We start from the raw sequence: 25,615 nt of genomic DNA on the forward strand, positions 1-25,615 counted from the left end.
TTACGAGGATACTGAAACCTCAGGCAAGGCCGCGCAGGGTGGCAAAGGCGTGGTGCACCAACTCATCGCGTTCCTGCTTGTTAGGGGGCTTGCCACCTTCGCAGCGCCTTTTCAGCTCTTGCTGGCAGGCATTGCCGGTGCTGCCGCACGCGTTCAAGATGACGGTGAGCTCGAAGGTCGAATATTCGGGGTAGCGCTCTTGAAAAGCAGCGATGATCCTGTGAGTGACGCTATCGAATTTCTTCTTTTCCTCAGCGGTGTGGCTGAGGTTTTCCATCGCCTCACCGATTTTGAACAGACTGTGCAGCGAGCGCAGCTCCATGTATTCGTTGTCGAGGGCATCAATGAGCGTTAATTCCAAGACCGAAGAGATGGGCTCGCCGGGAAAGGCGGTGGGAATATCCGCCGCGAATGCCTCGAGGACATCCGCGGTGTAGTGCAAGAGGGAATCGGCCACCGAGGAAAAATAATTGTGGAACGTGCGCGGGGAGACCCCGACGGCGCTGGTGATATTGGAGACCGTGACTGCCTCAGCGCCGCCGTCCAAGGCGAGGCGGGCCGCGGCATCGGACATGGCCTGGCGCGTTGCTCGCTTCTTGGATTCGCGCAAACTAGTCACGATGAACCTTTCCTACCTTGTCGTGCTGGAAGTGCAGGAGCGCCTCGCGTTCCTTGTGCAGGGCCTCGCCCTCGATATCCATATTAGGCACGATCTTATTCAACCACTTGGGGAACCACCACGCCTTGTCTCCTAGGAGGAACATGGTGGCGGGGATGACCATCATGCGGATAACGAAGGCATCGATAAGCACGCCCATAGCCAGGGCAAAGCCCATGGTCTTAATGAATGGCTCGTCCATCAGGATAAACGCCGCAAAGACCGAAATCATGATGAGCGCTGCTGCCGTGACCACGCGCGCGCCGTGCTTAAAGCCATTCGAGGTCGCGTTGGCGGCGGTCTTGCCGCTGACGTAACCCTCGCGCATGCGGGTGACCAAGAAGACCTGGTAGTCCATGGCCAGGCCAAAGGTCAGGCCGATGAGCATGATGGGCAGGAAGGACAGCAGCGGCTGCGGATCGTTGACGAGGCCGAACATGCCCTCTTGCCAGATTCCAACGGTGATTCCGAAGGTGGCGGCCACTGACAGCCCGTAGCCCGCGGCGGCAATGAGCGGAACCCAGATGGAGCGGAAGACCAGCATCAACACGATGAAGGCAAGGCCTAAGACGATGGCCACATAGGGAACAAGAACGCTATTGAGGCGCTCAGAAATATCGTCGAAGATCGGGGTGATGCCGGTAATGCCGTAGGAGCCGCCGTCCTTAGAAAACTCGCCCTGGTACTCGCGCAGGCGCTCCAAGGTCTCGGTGGTTTCCTCATCGGTTGCACCTGTCGTCGGCGTAATCATGATCTGGGCGGCATCACCGTTATCCGTGGTTTGGACGATTTGGGCGTTGTCCACGCCTTCGGTGTCGTTGAACTTGTGGAGCAGATCTTGGAAGGCCGGCATGCGGTCTTGCTCGGAGACGCCCTCCACGTTCACAAAGGCGATCATTGGGGCATTGCGGCCGGGGCCAAAGGCCTCTGCGGACATCTCGTAGGCCTCGCGCTGCGGGGTGCCAGGTTTGGCGGAGCCATCGGTGGGCATGGCCAGGCGCATATTCGCAAAGGGAATGGCGAGGATGGCAAGCACGATAACGCCCACGCCAAGGTGTAGCCACGGGTGGGCGCGCACGCGGCGGACCCAGCGCAGGCCCATGGTTGGCTTCTCGTCCTCGGGATCTGGAACCTTGGGGCCGGGCACGCGCCCGGCGAAGATCTTGGTGCCCAGCAGGCCCAGCACCGCGGGGATAAAGGTATTGGCCACTAGCACGGCGATGACCACGGTGCCCGCGGCGGCGATAGCCATGGTGGACAGGAATGGGATGCCGATAATGGTCAGGGCTGCCAGCGCGATGACCACGGTGGTACCGGCAAAGACGACGGAGCCGCCGGCGGTGCCCAGCGCCATGCCCATGGCGTGGGCGCGGGTGCCCTTCTCCATCTTCTTCAGCTCCTTGGCCAGTTCCTTGGGCGTCAGGTTATTCAGGCCGGAGGAGGTGATGAGTTCATTGCGGAAGCGGTTGACAATGAATAGGGCATAGTCGATGCCCACGGCCAGGCCGATCATGGAGGCCAGCGTCGGGGTCATATCGGAGACGGTATCGGTAAAGATGGTGGCCAGCTGCACGCCGAGGATGCCAATGCCCACGCCGATGACGGCGGAAATTAGCGGCATGCCGGCAGCTACGAAGGAGCCGAAGGTCACCAGCAGCACGATGGCGGCAACCACCATGCCGATGAGTTCGGCGCTGCCATTCATGCCGGCATCGGCCATCGCGAAGGCATTGCCCTGGTACTTAACGGAAAGGCCTTCGCCGTCGTGCTGGTGCAGGACATCCGTGACCGCAGCCATATCTTCATCATTGATGTCCATGACGTCCTTGGCATCGAAGGCGATGGTGACGGTGCCGGTGGTCTTATCCTCGCTCAGCGGGGACAGCTGCTGCAGGTTCTTCGCAACCTGCTCTTCGGGCATGCCCTGGGCCCGCATCTGCTCGCCCATCTGCTTTTCCATGCCGGCGGCGGTGAGGACCGGGCTGACCAGCTCATCCTCGTTCTTCAGCGCACCGGTGTCCTTGAGGTCCTGGAGCAGCTTGTCGATGTCCCCGGCAACGGCATCATCGCTCAGCTCCTTGCCCTCAGGGGCCTGGATGACCACGGTGCCCTCCGGGGCACTCATGGCATCGGTGTCTTGATCGAAGTGCTCCATCATCTCTTCTTGAGTGGTGGTGGAGTCCATCTCCGGCATGGCGAAGTTGGGGTTCGGGGTCTTGGCAAAGCCGGCGGTGAGGACGACCATTGCCACCAGGACGATGAGCCAGAAGGCGAGGAAGGGCCATACCGTGCGGTAGGACCAGCTTCCCAGCCGGTAGAGGAATCTGGACATGGGCGATCTCCTTTACGAGTGAGAGAGGTGGGCGCTGCTTCTAAAATCGTGCATAGTCTATGCAATCCTGCACATATGGCGCAAAATAAGGTGCAGATGGGCATAGTAGCTCTTTAGTGTGACCTATAACCCACGCGCGGCCAGAGAGCACAGGGTGGCGGGAAGGATAGGTAGACTATCGCGCATGATTCACGCGGTAAGTTTCGCCCTCTTGGATTCGGTCAATGCCTTGCTCATTGGCATCCTTGTGGCCATCGGCATCATGCTCCCGCGCGGGAAGTACCGCTGGATCGCAGGCCTGGTCATCCTGGGCGATTGGTTGGGAGTTCTTACCGCCGCTGCCGTGGTCATGTTCGTCCTGTTGGGCGTGCGCGAGCAGATCGCGGCCATCTTGGAGTCACCGATTGCCGGCGGCATCCTCATCATCGTCGGTATCGCCCTGGCCTTCGCCGCCTGGCATTCCCAAGGAAAACCCAATGCCTTGATCGGGCGCATGCTGCAGCCGCTGCGCACGCCCTCTTTCGTCACCGTGCTCATCGGCTTTGTGATGGGCGTGGTCCAATCGCTGACCTCCGTGCCGTTTTATTTCGGCCTTATGTTCTTGGCCACCGAGGATCTGTCGCTCGCCGCCCAATACGGCGGCCTGCTGTGGTACGCCACCCTGGCTCTTTCCCTGCCGGTGGTGTGCGGACTCTTTATTGCCGTGGTGCGCGCCCACCCAGACTCAGCTGCGGGCCGAGTCTTTGCGGCGGCGCGCGAAAACAGCACGCGGGTCGCGCTCATCAGCGGCTATGTCGTCGCCGCCTTCCTCATCATCATGGGTGTCGTGAACCTATAAGGATGCGCTAGTCAAAGTAAACATCATCCAGCGTCAGTTCGGTGCCGGATTGCTGCTTAGCTATGTCCACGTAGCGCGCGGCGTGCGGGATAAACGCCGCGGATTGCTCGGCGGAAAGCGCGCGGCGCACGGTAGCCGGGACGCCGGCGGCCAAGGAACGCGCCGGGATATCCGCGCCCTCGCGCACCACCGCGCCGGCGGCGATGAGCGAACCGGGCCCGATGGTGGAGTGAGACAGTAGGGTAGCGGACATGCCCACCAGGCTGCCAGCGCCCACATGGGTGCCGTGGAGCATGGCCATGTGGCCTACCGTGACATCGTCTTCAAGGACGCACGGCGCCGCCCGCTCCACGTGGACAACGCTATTGTCCTGAATATTGCACCGGCTGCCAATACGGATGGGGCCGACATCACCGCGCAGCACGCAGCCATAAAACACGGAAGAATCCGGGCCGATTTCCACGTCACCAATGATCGTGGCATTCGGCGCGATCCAGGCGCTGCGGTGGATGCGCGGGCGCTTGCCTTGAAAGGAATAGATGGGCATTATTCCACCACCACCGCGAGGCTGGGGGATAGCTCGTACTCGCTGGAAGCTGGGGCATCGGCAAGCGGAGCACCCGCAAGCTCGGCCTGGGAAAGCGCGCCCGCCAGCGTTGGCGTGATGGGGATGATCCAGCCGTGCTTGGGGTCTTTGACCGGCAGCACGTCCGTCTTCACGGCGGGGAAATGCGCCGTGGTGGTGGGGGAGATGAGGGTCGCGGACTCGCGCGAGGCGGCGAGCTCATCAAGGGCCCGCGCGCCCTGCCGGCCGGTGATAATGATGATGAGCTGGCCGGCGGTCCTAATATCCAGCCGGTCCACCTGCACGGTCGTCGCCGCGGAATCGGGCCGCGCCAACTGCGGCGCCCCATTCCCGGTGAGCTTGGCAAGAGCATCCAATAATCCCATAGCCCTTAAGTCTAGCCGCGCAGCCAGGTAGCGGGTTGACCGCTGTAACATCGCCGCGCGTACTATGGGAGACCATGATTGATGCCAGCAACACCGCCCTCGTGATCGAAGGCGGCGGGATGCGCAATTCCTATACCGCCGCCTGCATAGTCAAACTCATCCAGGAAAACGTCACCTTTGGATGGGTAGGCGGGGTCTCAGCTGGCGCCTCCCACACGGTCAATTACCTCTCGCACGATGCCAAGCGCGCGGAGGAATCCTTCACGGATTTTGTCAATAACCCCAGCTTCGGTGGCGTGGGCTCGCTGGTGCGCGGCAATGGCTATTTCAACGCGGAATATATCTATGAGCGCTCCGCGGATAAAGATATGCCGTTTGACTGGGACGCGTACCGCAAGCACCCAGCGGATATGGTGCTCGCCGCCGCGCGGGCCGATACCGGCGAATCCGTGTATTGGACCCGCGAGGACGTGAAGGAACCAGAGGACTTGTACGTGCGGGTGCGCGCCTCGTCCACGCTGCCGCTGCTTATGCCGATCCGCGTCATCGGTGGCTCACCCTATGTGGACGGTGCCCTGGGCTCATCCGGCGGCATTACCATCGAGCAGGCGGAAGAAGCCGGCTACGAGAAATTCCTCTTTATCGGCTCCAAGCCGCGCGGGTATGTCCGCCCTGAGGTTGCGCGCCCGGCGATCACCCGCCGCATCTTCCGCAAGTACCCCGCTATTGCCGATGCCCTCATTGGCCGCCCACCCATCTATAACGCGGCCAAGGACCGGCTCCTCGAGTTAGAGCGCCAGGGCAAGGCGCAGCTGTTTTTCCCAGAAGACATGCAGGTGGCCTCCACCGAACGCAACGTGGATAAGCTGCGCGCGAATTACCAGGCAGGCAAGGCACAAACCCATGCCGAGTGGCCAAAGTGGAAGGAATTCCTGCTGGACTAGCTCACCTCTGCACGGTGGTGTGAGATCGCCCTCCTGGTTCTTGGCGGCATCAGGAATAATAACCGTGTGCGCTGCACTAATGGCGGTATTCGGTGCAAAGCGCCAAGCATTATCAGCTAGCTAAATCGCGCCAAGCTCCTAAGATTGCACAGCGTGTTAGCGATTTTTGATGGCCATATTTGGCTGAGCATCTTCTTCATGATCGTGCTCGGCACGCTACTTGGCATGATTCCCTTTGGCCCGCTGCGCTTCGGCGCGGCGGGTACCCTTTTTGTCGGCTTAGCCTTCGGATCCTTTATTGATCTGGATGACAATATCCTCAGTTCCTTGCAGGAGCTGGGCTTGGGCCTCTTTATCTATATGCAGGGGCTCTCTGCCGGCGAGGCCTTCTTCAAGGGCTTTTCCACCCAGCTAAAACACATGCTGCTCGCCACGGTGGCGGTAATAGCCGCGGCGGCCGCAGCGCTGGGCATCGGCAGCCTCATGGGGCTATCGCCACTGGCGGTAACCGGCGTATTCTCTGGCGCGACGACGTCCACGGCATCGCTCGCCGTGGCCCAGCAGCAATCCGGCGAGGAACTGCCCGCCGTGGGATACTCCTTGGCTTACCCGGTCGGCGTGGCCGTGGCCATCCTCCTTGTGGCATTCGTCCTGCGGCATAGCTGGCCCGCACAGAACGACCAAGACCACTCGGCGGAGAAGATTTTCCGCTCGCGGATGATTAAGGTTACCCGCGATATTTCCTATGCTGAGCTGCGCGAGAAATTCGCGGATCATTTCATCATTGCCACCATCCGCCGCGGCCGCGATATCGACGTGCCAGGCGATAATCCGGAGCTGCACCGCGGTGATGTCCTGCGCGTACTGGTGACCAAGGCAAAGGCCAAGGAGCTTACCGATGCCCTGGGAAAGCGCCAGCCCCAAACCCCGTTTGTGGATAAGCGCCTGGTCAATGAGACCGTGGCCATCTCCAACGGGGATATCGAGGGCCGTAAGCTCAAGGAGCTCAACCTCTTTTCGCGCTACGGCGCGCGTATCGTGCGGGTGCGCCGCGGCGATGAGGAATTCCTTGCCACCAACGAGACTCACTTGGAATCTGGCGATGACCTAGAGATCGTGGTCAAGCATGACCGCCTGGGCGATGTCCGCGATTACTTTGGCGATTCCGTGACCGCATACTCGCAGCTTAACTGGGTAGCACTCGGCGGTGGGCTGACCATTGGCTACCTCATTTCGCTCATCGTCGTCCCGCTGCCCGGTGGCGCGTCCTTCGAGCTCGGTTTCGCGCTGGGCCCACTCATCACCGGCCTAGTCCTTGGCGCCCTGCACCGCACCAGCCGCATTCCGTGGCAGATTCCCTCCCCGATCAATACGGCATTCCAGCAGTGGGGCCTTGCCATCTTCTTGGCCTCGGTGGGCCTGTCCTCCGGAGAGGCCTTTGTCTCCACCGCCTTTTCCTGGATGGGACTAAAGTCCATGGTGCTGGCCGCGATCATCGCCGTTATCATCATCGGGATTTTCGCGGTGGCCAGCCGCTTTATGGGGCAATCCGAAACCCGCACCTCAGGCGGCATTTCCGGGCTTTTTGGCCAGCCTGCGGTGGTCAATTACGCCACGGGCGCCAGCTCGGATTCCCGCATCCTTACCGGCTATGCCTCCACCATTGTGGTGGCGCAGTTCATGAAGATCCTGGTCATCCCCGTCATGCTGCTCTGACGGGGCAGCCGCTCTATTAATCCGCGACCAACGTCTCCATGGTGAGCTCTGGGTGTTCCTTTTCAATGAAGGCGAGCTTCCATTTATCGCCAAAGAGGGCGATGAGCTCGCCGTCCTGGCGGGTGAAGATCTCCACGCCGCGCTGGCGGCCGAGCTCCGGTGCGGATTCGGCATCGGTGCGCCGCGCCACGGAGTAGGGGATGGGCTCGGTGACGGTTTCGACGTTGTACTCGAATTCCATGCGGGCCTGCATGACCTCGAACTGCATGGGGCCGACCGCAGCCATGACCGGGGAGGCATCGCCGCGCTCATCGTTGCGCAGGATCTGCACCACGCCCTCGGCCGAGAGCTGCTCCAAGCCCTTGCGGAAGGCCTTGTACTTGCCCAGCGATTTCGCGCGCAGGATGCGGAAGGCCTCCGGGGCGAATTGGGGCATGGGCTTAAACTGCACCTTTTTGCCGGAGTAGATGGTGTCGCCGGGCGCCAGCGCGCCCGCGTTGACGAGGCCAACGATATCGCCCGGGTAAGCGGTATCCACGGTATCGCGGGTGCGGCCAAAGACCGTCAGCGCATACTTGGTGGAAAAGCTGCGCCCGGATTGGGCGTGGTTGACCTGCATGCCGCGCTCGAATTCGCCGGAGACCACGCGCATAAACGCCAGGTTATCGCGGTGCTTTTGGTCCATGCCCGCCTGCACCTTGAAGACGACGCCGGAAAAGTCATCGGCGACCTCGCGCACCTCATCGATGGCGCTGGTGGCCGCTTCCACGGCCTTGGGATCGGATTCGCGGGAATGCGGGGCCGGGGCGATAGCGCACAGGGTATCCAGGATTTGGTGGACGCCGAAGTTCAACATGGCCGAGGCGAAGATGAGTGGGGAAGTCACGCACTGCTCAAAGAGCTCTTGATCGTGCAGGGCGCCATCGGCTGCAAGCAGCTCGGCTTCTTCCACCGTGGTTTCCCACACATCCTCTTCCTTTTCTTCTGCAGCCGCCGGATCGTAGTGTTCCTCCGGTGCGATGGTGGAACCACCAGCGGTGCGGATGAAGTGGATGTAATTATCGGCCTCGCCGTCGTCGTTGATGTGGGCTAGGCCGCGGAAATCGCCCGCGATGCCCACTGGCCAGTACAGCGGGGTGGGCTGCAGCTGGATTTCGTTCACGATCTCATCAACGAGCTCGAGCGGCTCGCGGCCCACGCGGTCCCACTTGTTGATCACCGTGACGATGGGCAGCCCGCGCGCCTTACAGACGCGGAAGAGCTTGAGGGTCTGTGGCTCGAGGCCCTTGGCGGCATCGATAAGCATCACTGCGGCATCTACCGCGGTAAGCACGCGGTAGGTATCCTCCGAAAAGTCCGCGTGACCTGGGGTATCAACCAGGTTGATCATATAAGGCTCGCCCTCGTGTCCCTCTGGGGCGTATTCAAACTGCAGCGCGGACGAGGCCACGGAGATACCGCGGTTTTTCTCCATGTCCATCCAGTCAGACACGGTGGACTTGCGGTTGCCCTTGCCGTGGACCGCGCCGGCCTCATTAATCACGTGCGCGTGCAGCGCCAGCGCCTCCGTCAGCGTGGACTTACCGGCATCCGGGTGGGCGATAACGGCGAACGTGCGGCGGCGCGAGGCCTCAAAAGCGACAGAACTCATGCGCCATAGTCTAGTGCTTGCGCGCTACCACTCCACATTGAGGCGGCGGCCCAGATCCTCAAAGACGCGGTGGGCCACGGAGGTGTTCTTCGCAATCGGGCGCTGCAGGCCCAGCGAACGCCTATTATTGTAATATTCCCCGGACTGGAAATGGATGCCCTCGGTGCCGGTGAGGAAGTAGGCCAAGTTCTCGCCGCCGGCCTCTGCGGTGCCAAAGGCTTTGCCGATGACCCCGGAGTACACCTTGCCCGTAAGCCCCTTGGAGGACTTGCCAAACTCGGTGGCTAAAACGCCCGGGTGAAAGGACACCGCGTTGATGCCGTGGGCATCGATAAACCTGGCGAGCAAGATATCCGCCAGCTTGGCATTGCCGTATGCGCGCTCTGGGCTGAAATGCTCCAGCGTATTGGGATCTGCCGGATCGAAATTCGAGATCAGCATATTAGCTAACGACGCCGTGTTGACCACGGTGGCGTTACTATCGCGCAGCTTTTCTTGCAGCAGCGACGTCAGCAGGAACGGCGCGACGACGTTGACTTGCCACGTGCGCTCGAAACCATCGGCGGTCATGGTGGGGCCATCGAAAATGCCGCCGCCATTATTGCCCAAGGCATCGATGCGCTCCAGTTGTTGCAGATCATCGGCCAGCTGGCGGACCTGGGCCAGCGATTCGAAATCGGCGAGGAAATACTGCCCGCCTACTTCCTGAGCAACGGCCTTGGTCTTGTCCGGATTGCGGCCGATGATGACGAGGTTATCCTGCGGGCGGGTGCGGTGAATTTGCCGGGCGGCCGCGGCACCAATGCCTGACGATGCCCCGGTAATCACGATGGTCCTAGCTGCGGAGTACGGCGAAGTCATAGGCCCGATTTTAGCCGCGGACGTGATATCCGTCCGCGACATTCGTTCGTGATATTTGTCCACTGGGGGCCGCCTAGCAGTTCCGCTTGGGGCTGGACAGGTCTATACTTCCGGCTTGTGAAGCGCCTGCTTTTTCTGCGGCAGTGGGGACCAGCGCGGCTAACCGCCACCGGGTTTCTACTGCTCATCTTGATAGGAACGGTTCTGCTCTTACTGCCGTTCGCCGAGGCCGGAGATTCCCGCGCCTCGTTTTTATCTGCCCTTTTTACCGCGACCTCCGCGGTCTCACTGACCGGCCTGGTCGTGGTCGATACCGGCAGCTTCTGGAGCCCGGCCGGGCAGGTCGTCATCTTGGCCCTGATCCAACTGGGTGGTTTGGGGATTATGTCGCTGGCCTCGCTATCCGGCCTGCTTTTGACCGGCCGGATTAGTTTTAAGGCCCGCAAGACCGGCGCCTATGAAAGCCGGCCCATCCTCGCCGGTGGCATCCGCCGCACCCTGATTTTTACCTTCGCCTTTACCGCGGTGGTAGAAAGCATTATCGCCGCGGCGGTCACCGCGCGGCTTATGGTGGGCTACGGGCATTCCTTCCCGCGGGCGTTATGGGAGGGCATCTTCCACGCCATCTCGGCCTTTAATAACGCTGGGTTTAGCACCAATAGCGATAATCTCGTGCCCTTTGTGGGCGATGCCTGGATCCTCTTGCCGCTGGCCGGGGCGGTCATCGGCGGCGGGCTGGGTTTTCCGGTCTGGGCGGAATTGGTGCGCCACGTGCGTCGCGGGTCGGAGGCGACGCGCCGCATTTCTATCACGGCGCGCATGACCTTGGCGGCCACCGGCGTGCTACTTGTAGTCGGCACGATATTTTTCGCTTTGACGGAGTGGAATGGCGTGCTGGCGCCGATGTCGTGGGGCGAGAAAATCCTCAACGCGTTCTTTGCCAGCGTCTCCCCGCGCACGGCCGGATTTAATACCTTCGACTACGGTGAGGTTCACCCGGTAACGCTCATGGGCACCGATACGTTGATGTTCATCGGCGGCGGCTCTGCCGGTACCGCCGGCGGCATCAAGGTCACCACCGCGTGCGTGCTGCTAGCCGTCATGGCCGCGGAGTTCTTGGGCAAGGAAAAGACCTCGATCTACCACCGCAGCCTTCCCCACAGCGTTACCCGGCAGGCGCTAGCATTGAGCTTCGCCGGCGTGCTGGTGGTGACCCTCGGTGTGGCGGCGCTGCGCTTTTTCGATCCGCAATTTAGCGGCGATCAGGTCTCCTTCGAGGTCATGTCCGCCTTCGCCACAGTGGGCCTATCCACTGGGATTACCGCCAGCTTGTCCGCACCCTCACAAATCGTGCTGTGCTTCATCATGTACCTGGGCCGCGTTGGCCCAACCACCCTGGTAGCAGCGCTGGCGGCAAAGAATTTAAGCCGCCGCTACAGCTACCCCGAAGAAAGGCCCTTCATTGGCTAGCATTTTTAAGGCGTTGGGCCGCTCCCGCGCCACCCTCGACATCGCCCCGGTCGTCGTCATTGGCTTGGGGCGGTTTGGTTGTTCCCTGGCAAGCGAGCTCATGGGCCATGGGGTAGAGGTTCTCGGTATCGATTCCGATGAGAAAATCGTGCGCGAACGAGCGCCGCATTTAACCGAGGCCATCTCGGCCGATACCACCGATCCGGCGGCGTTGCGCCAGCTGGGCATCGACGAGGTGGAGCGGGTCATCGTGGGCATTGGCTCGCACCTGGAGGCCTCCATCCTCACTGTGTCTAACCTGGTGGAGCTGGGGGTCAAGGATATTTGGGCCAAGGCGAATTCGGAGGCCCACGAGCGCATCCTGCGCCAGATTGGCGCCCACCACGTCATCCGCCCGGAGCGGGACACAGGCCGCCGCGTGGCCTACCTCTTGGGCGGGCGCTTCCGCGACTTTGCTGAGATCGCCCCGTACTACGGCGTGACGCAGATGGCCGCGCCCTCCTCGGTCACAGGCCGCCCGCTCGATCTGGGCGAGGTTTGGCGCACCTACCACGTGCAGTTGGTCTCGGTCTGCCAGGCAGAGGGTGCTTGGGCCCCGCTTGCCGATGCCACCCAGCTCGCCCCCACTGACTTCATCGTCGCCGCCGGCAGCCCGCAGGCGCTGGAGAAATTTTCCCAGTCCTAGCGTGAGTGAATGCGGTTTTGGGCTTGTACGAGCCCTTGCGTGGCGATGAGCTGGGCAGCTTCGGCGGCGGTGGCGATGGCGGTATCGAAGCCGGGGCCGGCATCGACAGGCGCTAAGACATAATCCGGAACCGACGAGCCCTTGGGCGGGCGCGCGATGCCAATGCGCACGCGCACATAGTCCCGCGTGCCCAGGTTGTGCGTGAGCGACTTCAGCCCGTTGTGCCCATTTTCATTGCCACCCTGCTTCAGACGAATCTTATTGGCCGGCAGATCGAGCTCATCGTGGATGACGATGATGTGGTCTGCCGCAATGCCCAAAGCCTGCGCCAGCGGGGCAATCGGATCGCCGGAGAGGTTCATAAACGTCGTCGTGCGCACCGCCAGCGCGCGGGTATCACCCCAGCGCAGCGGGGCCACCTCGAGGTCCATCCCGCGCACCGGCTCGAGCACGTCGCCGCCTTGGGCAAGCACATCATCGACGGCCATATAGCCCACGTTATGGCGCGTGGCGGCGTACTTCGCGCCGGGATTGCCCAGGCCAACAATGAGCCAGTCTGCCTCTAACTCGGACGGATCCAGCCCCTGCTGCGCTGGCGAGGGACCGCCGAAAATCCGGGCAATAATATCTGTCAAAGCTGCCACGAATGCGCCTTTCTAGCTTGGTACAGTGGTTTCCTATGAGCAAGGTTATTCAATCTTTGCGCCGAACCGTAATGCCAGCGCCCATGGCGGGCGGGCCTACCACCGTGGATCTGGTGCGCGCCGCGCATGCGGCGGGCTCCTTTGGCACCTTGGGGCTTGGGTCTGCCAGCGTGGATTCTGCCCGCAGCCAGATTGATGCCTGCGCCGGCATCCCCTTTGGGGCGAACCTGTTTTGCCCGCAGGATCCGTTAACTCCTGAGCAGTTGGCCGCCGCCGCGGACCTGGCCGCGGCCGAAGGCACCTCGCTACCGGATCCCGATTATTCCTTCGGCTTCCGCGACAAGCTCGAGCTGGCGTTGCAGGGCGGCGCGCGCGTCGTGTGGTCCATGTTCGGCACCTTTGATGCAGCGCAGCTTGCCCGCATCCACGCCGCGGGTGCCGAGGCTTGGACCACCGTCACCACACCCGATGAGGCCCGCGCCGCCGCCAAACTGGGAGTGGACGCGCTGTGCGTACAGGGCCCTTATGCCGGCGGGCACCGCGGCACGTGGGACCGCACCGCGCTTCCCGATGATCGACCTCTGCCAGATCTCATCGCCGCCGTCCACGAAGCCGTCCACACGGTCGCACCAAACATCTCGCTGATTGCCGCAGGCGGGTTGCGCACGGCAGGAGAGGTAACCCAGGTTTTAAGCCTGCCCGGCGTGGCCGCCGCGTCGTGCGGCTCTGCCTTTTTGCTGAGTAAAGAAGCCGGAACCAGTGACTACAACCGTAAGCTTCTCCAGCGCGGCGGGGCCACCGTCTCCACCCGCGCCTTTTCGGGGCGCCATGCCCGCGGTTTAGAGACCGACTACACCCGCGCCCACCCCGATGTACCTCCGGTATATCCCATGCTTAATTCCGTGCTCAAGGAACGCCGAGCGCAGCACGATGACGCCGTAGCCTACTGCCTCGTAGGTGAGCCGGCCGCCAAAATCCGCGGGGGTAGTGTCGCAGACATTCTGGACTCCCTATGCCAAAACAAACACTGATACACGCTAAAATTTGGGGCGAAGATTTCTAGCCACCCCCGAAATAGAAATGGATGGAGCCTCGTGACTGCGAACGCACATATTGGACATGATGACTGGAACGAGCGCCTCGAATTGGCGCAACAGATGATTCCCCTCATCCACCAACTGCACCGCAATAACAACGTCGTCGCCACCATCTTCGGCCGCCCGCTGGTGGGGCAGACCGATATCGACATCATCAAGTCCCACCGCTACGGACGCCGCATTGCCCAGCGCCAGCTCTCCACGGCAGAAACCCTGCCCATCCTGTCCGAGTTAGCGGATATGAACCTAAGCTCCGCGTCCATCGACGTCGGACGCCTCCTCCTGGGCTTTGAAGAGTCAGGCGAAGAAGACCTGCGCCGCTACCTCGAAGATGAACTCACGGAAATCGTCGGTGCCGGCGAGGATATCGACCCAACCGATGTCGTGCTGTACGGCTTTGGCCGCATCGGCCGCCTCCTTGCCCGCATCCTTGTTGCCCGCGAGGCCGCTTACGGCGGCGTGCGCCTGCGCGCGATTGTGGTGCGCAATAAGGGCGAAGGGGACATTATCAAGCGCGCCAGCCTCCTGCGCCGCGATTCCGTCCACGGCGCCTTCAACGGCACCATCAGCGTGGACGAGGAAGAACAGGTTATCTGGGCCAATGGCACCAAGATCCAGATGATCTACGCCAACGACCCAGCCACGATCGATTACACCGAATACGGCATCAACAACGCCGTGCTGGTGGATAACACCGGTGTTTGGCGCGATAAGGAAGGCCTGTCCCAGCACCTAGAGGCCAAGGGCGTGGCCCGCGTGCTGCTGACCGCGCCGGGCAAGGGCGATATCAAAAACATCGTCTTTGGCATCAACGATTCCGCCATTACCGATGACGATAAGATCCTCTCCGCCGCATCGTGCACCACCAACGGCATTACCCCGGTGCTCAAGGTGATCAATGACCGCTACGGCGTGGCCCACGGCCACGTGGAAACCGCGCACTCGTTTACCAATGACCAAAACCTCATTGATAACTACCACAAGGGCGAGCGCCGCGGCCGCGCCGCTGGCCTGAACATGGTGCTTGCCGCCACCGGTGCCGCCAAGGCTGTGGCCAAGGCTCTGCCGGAGTTCGAAGGCAAGCTGACCGGTAACGCCATCCGCGTTCCTACCCCGGATGTGTCCATGGCGGTGCTTAACTTGGAGCTGGAGCAAGAGGTCGACCGCGATGAGGTCAATGACTTCTTGCGTAACGTCTCCCTGCACTCTGATCTGCGCCAGCAGATTTCCTACATCGCCTCCCCAGAGGTCGTCTCTAGCGACTTCGTGGGCAATACTAATGCCGGCATCGTCGATGGCATCGCCACCATCGCTTCCGGCAAGCACCTGGTGCTCTACGTCTGGTACGACAACGAGTTCGGTTACTCCAACCAGGTCATCCGCGTGGTGGAGGGGCTTTCTAATGCCCGCCCGGTGGTCCTGCCCAAGCGCGTATCTCCCTCTGAGCTTTAAGCTTGCATAGTTTAAGGCCCGCGGAGTCCCTGCGGGCCTTAGTTATTTAAGCGGTGGGGCGAAGTGCCCGTGTGCGCAGCAACCGCTTGGCGGCCCAAGAAGTAATGGCGGCGAAAAGCAGAGTCATCATTGCCGCAGCGGCGTAGCGGTCGGGAGAATCCGCATTCATCGGCCAGGCTGGGAAGGCAATGAGCCAAAGGATAGTCTTCGCGAGGACATCGCCGCCTACCGTCACGGAGACAATGGTGCCGATGATGGTGAGAGCAAGCGAACTCCAGATACCAAAGCGGATGATGACGATGAGCGACACCGCCGCGAGGACGTACCCGACGCCGATGGCCAGCGGCAGTTGGGCGAGCACAGCTAGGGTGGTTTCACCGGCAAAGATAATCGCGACCGAAGCACAAGTGCACACCGCTGCGATGATGCCCAGTAACCACAGGAGAAGGGCAGTAGAGCAGTGGCGAGATTCTGTATAAACAATCGGCCACGCGCCCGAGAACCCCGGCCAGACCAGTACAGGAAGTACACCGGCACCCACAGGGAGAAGCAAAAATACGTAGAATCCCTGCACATAACGTGGTGGATAGATAAGGGCAATAAAGATCAGCGCTAAGGCGCTTAATACCAAGCACGTAATGACCACTGGCGTCATTATGGCCCGGTGAAAGCCACGCAGCGCATCGGCACGGCGCGAGCGGGCAGCGGCACGAGGGACAGCCGCAGGCTGCCATCCCTGAGCCGGAGTGGCGACGGTACTGACCGTGGATATCGCCACGCGGCGGCGTCGGGAAAGCGGACGTACTCGCCGAGGCGTCATAGTCGCGGTCAAAGCCCCCGCTACAGCGAGGATGAGGCATAACGCCAGTGCAGGAAGCGGACTTTCCAGCAGGAGTGGATCGCCAGGATCGAGCGGAACCGAATTTTGGTGGATACGTAGCGCAGGCAACAGTAACCGCAGCGGCCACGCGGGTGGGAAGGCCCACCATAGCTGCCCTTCGACAACGCGAGGAAGCACACTAATGACCTGCCAGATAACCGCGAGGATAAGCGTGACGGCAAAGCCCAGCCTGCGGGCGCATGCGGTCGCAAGCCCTGCGATGCCGATGGCTCCGAGGAAAGAATAAGCCCCAGTGATGAGAAGCAGCTGGTGGTCTGCACGCCCTTGCGCTGCAACCGCAGCCCAGGACAGACCGAAATTAAGAAGGTGAAAGACTGCGAGGCTTGCCACGACGATGAAGAAACGGGAGGCGTGCTCGTAGCGAGGATGAATCCGGCGCCATAGGGTGCCGCCGCCGCGGCTGAGCACCTCGCGGCGCTCTGGAACGCCAGCAAAAAGCGCAATGAGCGGCGCGTACATCCCGGTGATAAACATGGACTGCCAGCCAAGAACCCCGGTAGCGTCCTCAGCGGAGGAGGCGAACGCAGAAAAGAATACCGTCATTATCACTAGGGGCAGGGCGAGCAAGGGTAACCACTGCAGGGCGCTGCCGCGGCAACGCAATAGTTCTGCTGAGAGATACCGTCGATACTGGTTACTCATCGGTCTCACCATCTGCAGAAGTCAGGCGGAAGAATTCGGCTTCCAGTTCACCGCTGGGGGCCAGTTCCTGCAGGGAGCCGGAATACCGGATGGTGCCTTGGGACAGGATAGTGATGTCGTGGGCTAGGTGAAGGACCTCACCGAGTTGATGGGAGCTGACCACGACGGTATGGCCAGCGGCGGCGAGCTGCTGGAGGAGCTTTCGCAGCTCCGCGATGCCCTGTGGATCGAGTCCATTTTGCGGCTCATCTAGCAATAAGATTTCCGGATCGCCGAGCAAGGCCTGAGCTAAGGCCAAACGGGCTTTCATCCCAGTGGAAAAAGACTTTGCCTTCTTAGAACCAGCCCCGGCTAGACCAGCAATGTGCAAGACACGGTCGATTTCAGTATCGGGCAATCCGAGCAGACGGGTATGCACGCGGAGGTTATCCGTGGCGGACAGGTGGCCATAGAAAGCCGGCCCGTTAACCGAGGCGCCAACATGGTCGAGAACTTCCCGCGACCATGGTTTTCCGGCCACGCGCACCGTTCCCGAATCGGCGGGTAGCAGACCGAGGAAAATGGAAAACAAGGTGGACTTGCCGGCGCCATTTCTCCCGAGCACAGCGTGCACGCGGCCAGGTAAGACCTGAAAACTGATATCCCGCAGCACTGCCTGGGAACCAAAAGACTTTGTGATGTGTTCGAAAGCAACCTCATAGCTCATACCAAAAGTATGAGCTGCGCAACTATCGAAATCTTCCGCCTGCGAGACGGTCTTCGCGCCGGGGTAGTCCTACCACAGTAGGAGGCTAAGCAATGCCAGCTTTGTGCGCCAGCAGCACCAAAGCCACGCGGTCGCGTGCAGCTAGCTTGGACATCAGCGCAGAGACATGCGTTTTTACCGTGGTATCTGCGATAGACATGTGGCCGGCAATCTCGCGATTCGTGGCACCGCGCGCGATGAGCGAGAGAACCTCCATCTCGCGCCGAGTAACTAGGCTAAGTCCTTGGCGCTCGTGCGGACTAAGCTGGCTGTGCGTTAGCGCCTTGCGGTAGCCCTCTAAAACAGGGCCCGTTACCTGGGAGGCGAGGACAGACTCTCCCTTAGCAACGTCGCGTACGGCTTCTACCAGCACCTCTGGATCCGCATCTTTTAGCAAGAATCCATGCGCCCCCGCGGCAATAGATTGAGATACCAGATCCTCTTCATTGAACGTGGTGAGCATGATGATCCGGCAGTCAGGGGTGCGGGAGAGAATGGCTTGGGCTGCGGCGATTCCATCCATGCCAGGCATGCGTATATCCAAAATGGCCACATCAATGCGGTGGCGAAGTGCCAAGGAGACGGCGTCGCCTCCGGAGGCTGCGGTAGCCACCACCTCAATATCTTCCTGCGCGTTCAAGATGGTCGATAAGGCAGCGACGAGCATCGCTTGATCGTCTGCAAGCATGACGCGAATCTTAGGCATGGTTGTCCTTGTGTAATGGTAGTTCCGCAGCCAGTGTAAATTTCTGGGCATCGCCACTGCTGGTTAAGTGCCCGCCCAAGGCTTGGGCGCGTTCCTTAACTCCCACCAAACCCACGCCGCTGCCGGATACCTCACTGGGAGTCGGGGAAGAAGCGGTGGAGGTGAGGGTGACCCGTGCGGCATCGGAAAGCGTGAGCTTTAGCTGCACATGCGTGCCGGGGCCTTGGTGGCGCAGGGCATTGGTCAGCCCTTCAGAAATAATGCGCACCAGGGCCAGCTGAGTCAGCGCGGAAACCTCGTAGGAGGCAGGCAATTCCGCGTCAACCTCCAGGCCAGCGGTGCGAAAACCGTCGATGATGCCCTGTACGTGCTCGAGCTGGTGCGCGGGTTCTAAAGCCGCAGGCCCCGTGCTGCGTAGCGCCGTGACGATGCCGCGCACTTCCTCCAGCGCGGAATCCGCACCATCGCGAATGCTCTTCAAAGTGTCCTCTGCGGCGGTGGTATCAGTGCGCGCGGCGATAATCCCGGCATTAGCTTGGACCTTGATCAGGGTGAGGGAGTGGGCCAAGACATCGTGCAATTCCCGCGCGATGAGTAAGCGCTCTTCCTCCTGCGCTTGGTGGAACCGTTCTTGGGCTAAGCGCTCGCGTTGCCTATCCAAATCAAAATAGCGTGCGGCGATGAAATAGGCGCTGCCGAGCACCGCCCAATGTACCACCAGCAAAGTGATGTAGCGGCGATCGAGCTGGAAAGATAAGAGAAAGGACTCGGGGTCAATGCGCCACATCGCAGGCGATATAAAGGAACCCAAGAACGCGGCGGTAAGCACCGCGCGGGGAATTGAGCGGCGTTCCACGTAGCGGGAGGTAGCGTAGACGGCCATCGGCGCGGTCATTGCCCATGGAGTGACCCCGAGGTTCGCTGGTAGCTGGCTTATCCACGCCGCGGCCCACGCACCAAGGAGGACGATAAAGCCGGCTGCGCTGAGTACCGGTTTGGTACGCCAGACCCAGATGAAGGGCAAGAATAAAAGCGAAAGCGCTGCTTGGATGAGCTCGATAGCTCCTGGAGCCGCCCAAGCCCCGATGAGATAAAACAGCGCCATGAGCGCTGCCGCCGCGGTGAGGATTTTATCTCCCAAGCGTGCTTTGGCGACGGTGTCAGTGCTCATAGCAGGACATAGTAGTACGCCTTCGGGGGACTACTTCTTTTTGTCCTTCTTCTTGCCTTTCTTCTTATCCTTCTTTGTAGACGAGGCCTCTAGCTTGGCAGCTACATCCGGTACGTAGCGGAACTCTTCGCGGTCTGGGCGCTCGTAGGTCTTGCCATCGGAATCGGGACGGTGTGGGATCTCCGGCAGCTCGCGCTCGATCTTCTCGTAAGGGATGGTATTGAGCAAGTGCGAAATGACGTTGATGCGCGAGCGCTTTTTATCCTCGGACTCCACGGTGTACCACGGTGCGGTCGGGGTATCGGTGTGGATGAACATGGCATCCTTGGCGCGGGAATAATCCTCCCAGCGAGTAATGGATTGGAGATCCATGGGGGAGAGCTTCCAGCGGCGCAGCGGATCATTGCGGCGGGATTCAAAGCGCTTAATCTGCTCTTCATCAGAGACAGAGAACCAGTATTTGCGCAGGATAATGCCGTCTTCCACAAGCATCTGCTCAAAGGTGGGAGCCTGGTGCAAGAAGCGGACGTATTCTTGGTCGGTGCAAAAGCCCATGACGCGCTCAACGCCGGCGCGGTTGTACCAGGAGCGGTCAAAGATGACGATTTCGCCCTTGGTGGGCAGCTTTTCTACGTAGCGCTGGAAATACCACTGGCCCTGTTCGCGCGAGTTCGGGGCCGGAAGCGCCTCGATGCGGCAGGTGCGGGGGTTGAGGTACTGCGTGATGCGCTTAATGGCAGAACCCTTGCCGGCGGCGTCGCGGCCTTCCATGATGATGACCACGCGGGCGCCGGTCTCAACAACCCACTGTTGCATATCGACGAGCTCTGCTTGCAACCGCTCGAGCTCTTTTTCGTAGGCCTTCTTATTCAGCTTCTTAGGGGATGTGCTGCTTTTGGTGCTCATTCTTCCAGCTTAACGGCTTGGTGGCACTATCTAGAAAACTGGTGTGCCCTCGTTGGAGTGAGAACCCAGCCACAGCTTGTGCGGGGTATATGCAGCAGGCTTAGAGGCCGGGCTCGCCGTAGCGAGTGGTATTAGAAATATGGCCGAGCCCTTCGACGTCGATGGCTACCGTATCGCCATCCTGGAGGAATTGTTGCGGGTCGCGGGCAAAACCAACGCCTTCGGGCGTACCGGTCACGATGACATCACCGGGGTTGAGGGGATAGAGCTGCGAGCAGAATTCGATGAGCTCAGCGATGGAAAAGATGAGGTCATCAGTATTGTCCTGCTGGCGCACCTCGCCATTAACCGTGGTGGTAAGGCGCGCGTTACCACCTGGCGCCCATTCATCAGGGGTAGTGAGCCAAGGTCCAAAGCCTGCGGTGCGGTAAAAAGACTTGCCTGCGTGGAATTGGCTGGTCTGGCGCTGAAAATCGCGCAGGGTGTAATCATTCATGATGGCATACCCCGCCACGTAATCTAGTGCATCCGCGCGGGTTACGCGGTGCGTGCGCTCGCCGATGACCACCGCAAGCTCACCCTCATAGTCCAGCTTCTGGGTAGCGTATTCGGGGATATAGACGTCATCGAAGGGGCCGGTCAGGGCATCGGCGAACTTGATAAACAGCGTGGGGTACTCGGGAAAGTCGCGGCCCATTTCCCGGATATGCTTGGCGTAATTAAGTCCTACGCAGATGATTTTTCCTGGCGTTGGGACGACTGCTTCTAAATCATGCTGATCAAAGACTATCGGCTCGCCAGATAGTTGTGCGGCCTTGCGCCAATCTTCGCTGCGCAGCAGCGCCCCTACGTCTTCGTAGTCCAGCTCCACACCCACATTATCGCCTTCAATGCGGATTGCGGAGGTGCCGAACGCGGTGCGAAGAGTAGCCAATTTCATGCCAGCTAGTCTAGCGCACTCCTTATTTCTGCTACCGCGTCAGCGCAGAGGCTGGGGATCTCCACCTTTTCTTGCTTGGACCACGGCTTGAGCACAAACGATGACGGATCCATCCGGCCTGGCGGCCTTCCGATGCCGATGGAAAGACGCTGATAGTCCTTAGTACCGAGCGACTTCGTAGTAGAGCGCAGACCGTTGTGCCCGTGATCGCCACCGCCTTGGCGCAATTTCACGGTCCCGAAGTCGAGCTCTAATTCATCGTGCACCACCACAATATCTGCGGGTGCCAGATGGAAGTACTGGGCGAGTGCCTTGATCGGCCCACCAGACAGGTTCATAAAGGACCGTGGTTTAGCGCAGATGACCTTGCGGCCGGATAGCATTCCTTCCGCGACCTCGGTATTCGTCTTCTTATGCACCGAAAAGCTGCTCATTAATTCACCGGCGAGCTCATCCGCAACGTCGAAGCCGATGTTGTGCCGCGTGCCGGAATATTTCGGGCCAGGATTGCCAAGGCCTACTACGAGTAGTGGAGTCACTGCATTATTGTCGCATAGATTGAAATTCTATTGGAAATACAAACCTATGCGGCACTGAATATGAACTTGAGTAGTAAGCCCAGAATTCGTGAACTTGCCGGACAAGATTTATAAAACCATCTATAAAACCACGACATCGCCGTGAGCAGCAATGCTCACGGCGATGTGTGCTTGAGGGGGTGAGAAATTACTCCTCGGAATCGTCGGATTTGGAGGACTCGCCCTCTTCGTCGACGGAGTCGGCACCAGCGTCGGCTCCGCCTTCCTCAGCAGCCTCAGCGGCCTCTTCGAGCTCCTCGTCAACCTCAGGCAGGGAGATGGAGAGGATAACGGTCTCTGGGTCTGCCACCAGGGTAGTGCCTTCCGGCATGGTGATGTCGGCGGCGGTGATGACCTCGCCGTCCTCGAGGCCCTCGATGGACAGCTCGATCTCTTCCGGAATGCTCAGTACGTCAGCCTCAACCATGAGGACGTCTGCGTCCTGGATGTGCATGGTGCCCGGTGCGGACTCGCCGGTCAGGGTAATCGGAACCTCAACCTCGACCTTCTCGCCGCGCTTAATCAGCAGCAGGTCAACGTGGTCGATGTCCATGGTGAGCACGTTCTGGTCAACGTTCTTGACCATGGTCAGGTACTGCTCACCCTCGATCTCGAGCTCCAAAACGGCGTTGACACCGTTGTTGCGAACGAGGGACTGGATGTCCAGCAGGGGCACTGCGAAGTGTACTGGCTCCTGGTCGCTACCGTAGATTACGCCGGGAACTTTCCAGTCGCGGCGCAGGCGGCGGGCGTAGCCCTTGCCAAAGACGGTACGTGGTTCTGCTTTAATGATTGGGCGCTCTGCCATGATGCAATCTCCTTTGTCGGTGTAGTGCGGCGAGGCTATCGAAGTTATAAAAACGACGAAAGCCTGCCGATGAACGTCTTGGACGAGTCATCGCAGGCGTCAATAAAAGCAACATGCTCTAACTTCAATCGCGTCGATAACGGCTTCCCAATTTTTGAGTCGCCCTCGCCGAGACTGAGTTAGATTAGCATCTCTCGGTCGATGAAACCAAAACCCGCCCCGTTAGTCTTCCTTCGCGCCCGTCCCGCCCGTCGCGCCCTTCGCGCTCACCGGCGGCGCGTATGACTGTAGCTCGGGTTGCGCGGTGAGCGCGAGGGGAGGGTGGGGAGAACGGCAGGCGGTAGTGCGGTAGTGCTTGCGTATACCTGCGACGCCCTTGGCGCTCACGGGGATGGAAAACACCGACACCCCGCCGTTCACGGTGAGCGCGAAGGGCGGGGTGTGAGGTGTAGTGCGATCGGTGGAACGCTTATGCGCGGTCGAAAAGGGTAGTTACAGAACCGTTTTCGAAGATCTCGTGGATGGTTCGAGCCAGCAGTGGGGCGATGGACAGGACCTTGAGGTTGGACCAGCCTTCGGTGGACTGCGGCAGGGTATCGGTGGTGATGACTTCCTCGGCACCGCACTCGGACAGGCGCTCGCGGGCGGGGTCAGAGAATACGCCGTGGGTACAGGCGATGATGACCTTCTTTGCGCCCGCTTCCTTGAGCACGCGCACGGCGCCGGCGATGGTGCCACCGGTGTCAATCATGTCATCGAGAAGCACGCAGTCCTTGCCCTCAACTTCGCCCACAACGCGGTTGGAGACCGTCTTATTGGCCTCGGTATTCGAGCGGGTCTTGTGCACGAAGGCCAGCGGGGCATCGCCCAGGTCGTGGGCCCACTTTTCGGCGACCTTCACGCGGCCGGCATCGGGGGAGACGACGGCGATGTTATCGGTGGCGTACTTGGACTTGATGTAGTCCGTCAAGATGGGCTGGGCGTGCATGTGATCCACTGGGCCGTCGAAGAAGCCCTGAATCTGGTCCGTGTGTAGGTCCACCGAGACGATGCGGTCCGCACCGGCTGCCTGCAGGAGATCTGCGACCAGGCGGGCGGAGATGGGCTCGCGGCCCAAGTGCTTTTTATCCTGACGCGCATATGGGTAGAACGGCAAGATCGCGGTGATGCGCTTGGCGGAACCACGCTTCAACGCATCGATCATGATGAGCTGTTCCATCAGCCACTTATTGAGCGGCTGGGAATGCGATTGCATGACGAAGCAGTCAGCGCCGCGCACGGATTCTTCGAAGCGGATGAAGATCTCGCCATTGGCGAAGTCCCGGGCGGTGGTAGGAACCAAATCGGTGTTAAGTTCCTTTGCCACTGCCTCTGCCAATTCTGGGTGTGCGCGCCCAGAAAAGAGCTTCATGTTTTTGCTACTACCAGTTACCTTGCCAGTCATAGGAGAATATGCCCCTTTACTTTTCGTTGTCCTGTGCACGGGCTGCGGCTTCTGCCGCTGGGGTGCCCGGACGCTTCTTTTCAACCCAGCCTTCGATATTGCGCTGTTTGCCACCGGAGACTGCGAGTGCTCCCGCGGGAACATCGTCTTTAATTACTGTACCCGCACCGGAGTACGCGCCATCACCGACATTGACTGGAGCGATAAACATCGTATCCGAGCCGGTGCGCACGTGGCTGCCAATGGTGGTGTGGTGCTTGTTCACACCGTCGTAATTGACGAAGACAGAGGACGCACCGATATTGGATTCCTCGCCCACGGTGGCATCACCAATATAGGTAAGGTGCGGCACCTTGGTACCGCGGCCGAGCTCGGCATTTTTCGCCTCCACGAAGCCGCCGAGCTTGCCGTCTTCGCCCACGATGGTATTCGGGCGAATAAAGGTAAAAGGCCCAATCTTGGCGTTGACGCCGATGACGGAATCGCTGCCGTGTGTGCGGACCACGGAAGCGCCTGTACCAATCTGCATATTCGTCAACGTGGAATCCGGGCCGATCTCGGCATTATCGGCGATGCTCGTCGCACCCCATAGCTGAGTGCCGGGGTGGATGGTGACATCGGTGCCGATGGTGACATTAACGCCGATCCAGGTGGTCTCTGGATCGACGATGGTGGCGCCACCGCGCATGGCCTTTTCCACCATGCGGCGGTTGAGCTCGCGGCCGGCAGCGGCCAGCTGCACGCGGTCATTGACGCCGGCTAGTTCCTGTGGATCCGCGGCCACGTGCGCACCCACGCCATGCCCGGCGGTGCGGGCGATTTCGAGGACATCGGTAATGTACAGCTCGCCCTGCGCATTATTGGTATCAAGCTTGGTCAGGGCATCGCGCAATGCTGCCGCATCGAAAGCGAAAACACCGGAATTGACCTCATCAACCAGGCGCTGTTCTTCGGTGGCATCCTTGTGCTCCACGATGGCGGACACAGACCCATCCGTGTCGCGAATGATGCGGCCATAACCGGTGGGATCTGCAAGGCGCATGGATAACACCGTGACCGCATTGCCTTGAGCGGTGTGGGTATCGCGCAGCCCCTCGATGGTTTCTGGGGTCAAAAGCGGCACGTCACCATTGGTAACGATGATGGTGCCTTCGAAATCAGAAATCGGGGAAATCCCGCAGGACACGGCATGGCCGGTACCGCGCTGTTCATCCTGCACGGCCTGCACGATCTCACGGTCTAGCTCATTCGAAATCTTTTCTACGACGGGTGAGACCTGCTCGCGCTGGTGGCCCACGACGGTCACGAGATGGTCCGGATTGATTCCCGCCGCGGCGTGCAGCGCGTGTCCAAGCAGCGTGCGACCGCCAATTTCGTGCAAAGTCTTTTGCTTTGTGGATTTCATGCGCGTGCCGGCACCCGCCGCGAGGACGACGACGGCACTTGGAATAGTTGCTTCCACGGTCAACAAAACT

Annotated in this window: 24 protein-coding genes; 7 read left to right on the plus strand and 17 right to left on the minus strand. The window is 60.5% G+C overall.

The genetic code is table 11. From position 1 onward, the window contains the following. Positions 1–19: 19 nt before the first annotated feature. On the minus strand, positions 20–619 hold the full coding sequence (locus tag QP970_RS06435; protein ID WP_239269160.1) for a TetR/AcrR family transcriptional regulator: 600 nt from the start codon (positions 617–619) through the stop codon (positions 20–22). Continuing rightward, positions 612–2,990, minus strand: coding sequence for an MMPL family transporter (locus QP970_RS06440; RefSeq protein WP_239269159.1), 2,379 nt, complete (start codon positions 2,988–2,990; stop codon positions 612–614). The genes QP970_RS06435 and QP970_RS06440 overlap by 8 nt, the downstream gene beginning before the upstream one ends. 184 nt (positions 2,991–3,174) lie before the next feature. Between QP970_RS06440 and QP970_RS06445 the strand changes: the two genes are divergently transcribed. Then, a complete protein-coding gene (locus tag QP970_RS06445; protein WP_239269158.1) occupies positions 3,175–3,828 on the plus strand; it encodes a hypothetical protein in 654 nt (217 codons plus the stop codon). A 7-nt stretch (positions 3,829–3,835) separates the two neighbouring features. Here QP970_RS06445 and QP970_RS06450 read toward each other — a convergent pair whose 3' ends face one another. Beyond that, complete coding sequence (locus QP970_RS06450) at positions 3,836–4,375, minus strand: gamma carbonic anhydrase family protein (protein ID WP_239269157.1); 540 nt, start codon at positions 4,373–4,375, stop codon at positions 3,836–3,838. Further along, positions 4,375–4,779: a hypothetical protein gene (locus tag QP970_RS06455; protein WP_239269156.1), complete on the minus strand. Its 405-nt coding sequence runs from the start codon at positions 4,777–4,779 to the stop codon at positions 4,375–4,377. Before QP970_RS06455 ends, QP970_RS06450 begins: the two co-directional genes overlap by 1 nt. A 74-nt stretch (positions 4,780–4,853) precedes the next feature. On the opposite strand from QP970_RS06455, the gene QP970_RS06460 reads away from it, so the two are divergent. After that, a complete protein-coding gene (locus tag QP970_RS06460; protein WP_239269155.1) occupies positions 4,854–5,723 on the plus strand; it encodes a patatin-like phospholipase family protein in 870 nt (289 codons plus the stop codon). A 153-nt stretch (positions 5,724–5,876) separates the two neighbouring features. After that, complete coding sequence (locus QP970_RS06465) at positions 5,877–7,439, plus strand: aspartate-alanine antiporter-like transporter (protein ID WP_284869789.1); 1,563 nt, start codon at positions 5,877–5,879, stop codon at positions 7,437–7,439. 16 nt (positions 7,440–7,455) lie between these two features. Here the strand turns inward: QP970_RS06465 and QP970_RS06470 are convergent, their stop codons facing one another. After that, positions 7,456–9,090, minus strand: coding sequence for a peptide chain release factor 3 (locus QP970_RS06470; RefSeq protein WP_239269153.1), 1,635 nt, complete (start codon positions 9,088–9,090; stop codon positions 7,456–7,458). 24 nt (positions 9,091–9,114) lie between these two features. Continuing rightward, a complete protein-coding gene (locus QP970_RS06475) occupies positions 9,115–9,951 on the minus strand; it encodes an SDR family NAD(P)-dependent oxidoreductase (RefSeq protein WP_239269152.1) in 837 nt (278 codons plus the stop codon). Positions 9,952–10,068: 117 nt separating this feature from the next. On the opposite strand from QP970_RS06475, the gene QP970_RS06480 reads away from it, so the two are divergent. Then, positions 10,069–11,421, plus strand: a complete 1,353-nt coding sequence (locus QP970_RS06480; RefSeq protein ID WP_239269151.1) for a TrkH family potassium uptake protein — start codon at positions 10,069–10,071, stop codon at positions 11,419–11,421. Next, positions 11,414–12,106, plus strand: a complete 693-nt coding sequence (locus QP970_RS06485) for a potassium channel family protein (RefSeq protein ID WP_239269150.1) — start codon at positions 11,414–11,416, stop codon at positions 12,104–12,106. The genes QP970_RS06480 and QP970_RS06485 overlap by 8 nt, the downstream gene beginning before the upstream one ends. On the opposite strand, the gene pth (QP970_RS06490) is transcribed toward QP970_RS06485, so the two are convergent. Further along, positions 12,103–12,750, minus strand: a complete 648-nt coding sequence (gene pth / locus QP970_RS06490; protein WP_239269149.1) for an aminoacyl-tRNA hydrolase — start codon at positions 12,748–12,750, stop codon at positions 12,103–12,105. The genes QP970_RS06485 and pth (QP970_RS06490) overlap by 4 nt on opposite strands. Before the next feature lie 35 nt (positions 12,751–12,785). On the opposite strand from pth (QP970_RS06490), the gene QP970_RS06495 reads away from it, so the two are divergent. Together QP970_RS06495 and QP970_RS06500 are read left to right on the plus strand one after the other, a co-directional pair. Next, on the plus strand, positions 12,786–13,781 hold the full coding sequence (locus QP970_RS06495; protein WP_239269148.1) for a nitronate monooxygenase: 996 nt from the start codon (positions 12,786–12,788) through the stop codon (positions 13,779–13,781). A gap of 63 nt (positions 13,782–13,844) precedes the next feature. After that, positions 13,845–15,299, plus strand: a complete 1,455-nt coding sequence (locus tag QP970_RS06500; RefSeq protein ID WP_239269147.1) for a glyceraldehyde-3-phosphate dehydrogenase — start codon at positions 13,845–13,847, stop codon at positions 15,297–15,299. Positions 15,300–15,345: 46 nt separating this feature from the next. Here the strand turns inward: QP970_RS06500 and QP970_RS06505 are convergent, their stop codons facing one another. The 10 genes from QP970_RS06505 to glmU form a co-directional block, all read right to left on the minus strand. Beyond that, positions 15,346–16,743, minus strand: a complete 1,398-nt coding sequence (locus QP970_RS06505) for an ABC-2 family transporter permease (RefSeq protein ID WP_284869790.1) — start codon at positions 16,741–16,743, stop codon at positions 15,346–15,348. A 91-nt stretch (positions 16,744–16,834) separates the two neighbouring features. Then, positions 16,835–17,548, minus strand: a complete 714-nt coding sequence (locus QP970_RS06510; protein ID WP_239269145.1) for an ATP-binding cassette domain-containing protein — start codon at positions 17,546–17,548, stop codon at positions 16,835–16,837. Positions 17,549–17,633: 85 nt separating this feature from the next. Beyond that, complete coding sequence (locus QP970_RS06515) at positions 17,634–18,293, minus strand: response regulator transcription factor (RefSeq protein ID WP_239269144.1); 660 nt, start codon at positions 18,291–18,293, stop codon at positions 17,634–17,636. Further along, positions 18,286–19,464 (minus strand): sensor histidine kinase, encoded by a 1,179-nt coding sequence (locus QP970_RS06520; protein WP_239269143.1) that lies wholly within the window; start codon positions 19,462–19,464, stop codon positions 18,286–18,288. Before QP970_RS06520 ends, QP970_RS06515 begins: the two co-directional genes overlap by 8 nt. A gap of 30 nt (positions 19,465–19,494) precedes the next feature. After that, positions 19,495–20,370, minus strand: coding sequence for a polyphosphate kinase 2 (ppk2, locus tag QP970_RS06525; RefSeq protein WP_239269142.1), 876 nt, complete (start codon positions 20,368–20,370; stop codon positions 19,495–19,497). Positions 20,371–20,470: 100 nt separating this feature from the next. Further along, a complete protein-coding gene (locus QP970_RS06530; RefSeq protein ID WP_284869791.1) occupies positions 20,471–21,310 on the minus strand; it encodes a fumarylacetoacetate hydrolase family protein in 840 nt (279 codons plus the stop codon). Positions 21,311–21,315: 5 nt separating this feature from the next. Beyond that, positions 21,316–21,849 (minus strand): aminoacyl-tRNA hydrolase, encoded by a 534-nt coding sequence (gene pth / locus QP970_RS06535; RefSeq protein WP_239269140.1) that lies wholly within the window; start codon positions 21,847–21,849, stop codon positions 21,316–21,318. 187 nt (positions 21,850–22,036) lie between these two features. Then, on the minus strand, positions 22,037–22,696 hold the full coding sequence (locus tag QP970_RS06540) for a 50S ribosomal protein L25/general stress protein Ctc (RefSeq protein ID WP_239269139.1): 660 nt from the start codon (positions 22,694–22,696) through the stop codon (positions 22,037–22,039). 469 nt (positions 22,697–23,165) lie between these two features. Beyond that, entirely contained in the window at positions 23,166–24,140 is a 975-nt protein-coding gene (locus QP970_RS06545; protein ID WP_005279993.1) for a ribose-phosphate diphosphokinase, read from the minus strand. 16 nt (positions 24,141–24,156) lie between these two features. After that, the gene (gene glmU, locus QP970_RS06550; RefSeq protein WP_284771799.1) at positions 24,157–25,602 is read right to left on the minus strand and encodes a bifunctional UDP-N-acetylglucosamine diphosphorylase/glucosamine-1-phosphate N-acetyltransferase GlmU; all 1,446 of its coding nucleotides are present in this window, start codon (positions 25,600–25,602) and stop codon (positions 24,157–24,159) included. Positions 25,603–25,615: the final 13 nt, after the last annotated feature.

This window comes from Corynebacterium sp. MSK073 (assembly GCF_030232085.1).
In the GTDB taxonomy this organism is placed as follows: domain Bacteria; phylum Actinomycetota; class Actinomycetes; order Mycobacteriales; family Mycobacteriaceae; genus Corynebacterium.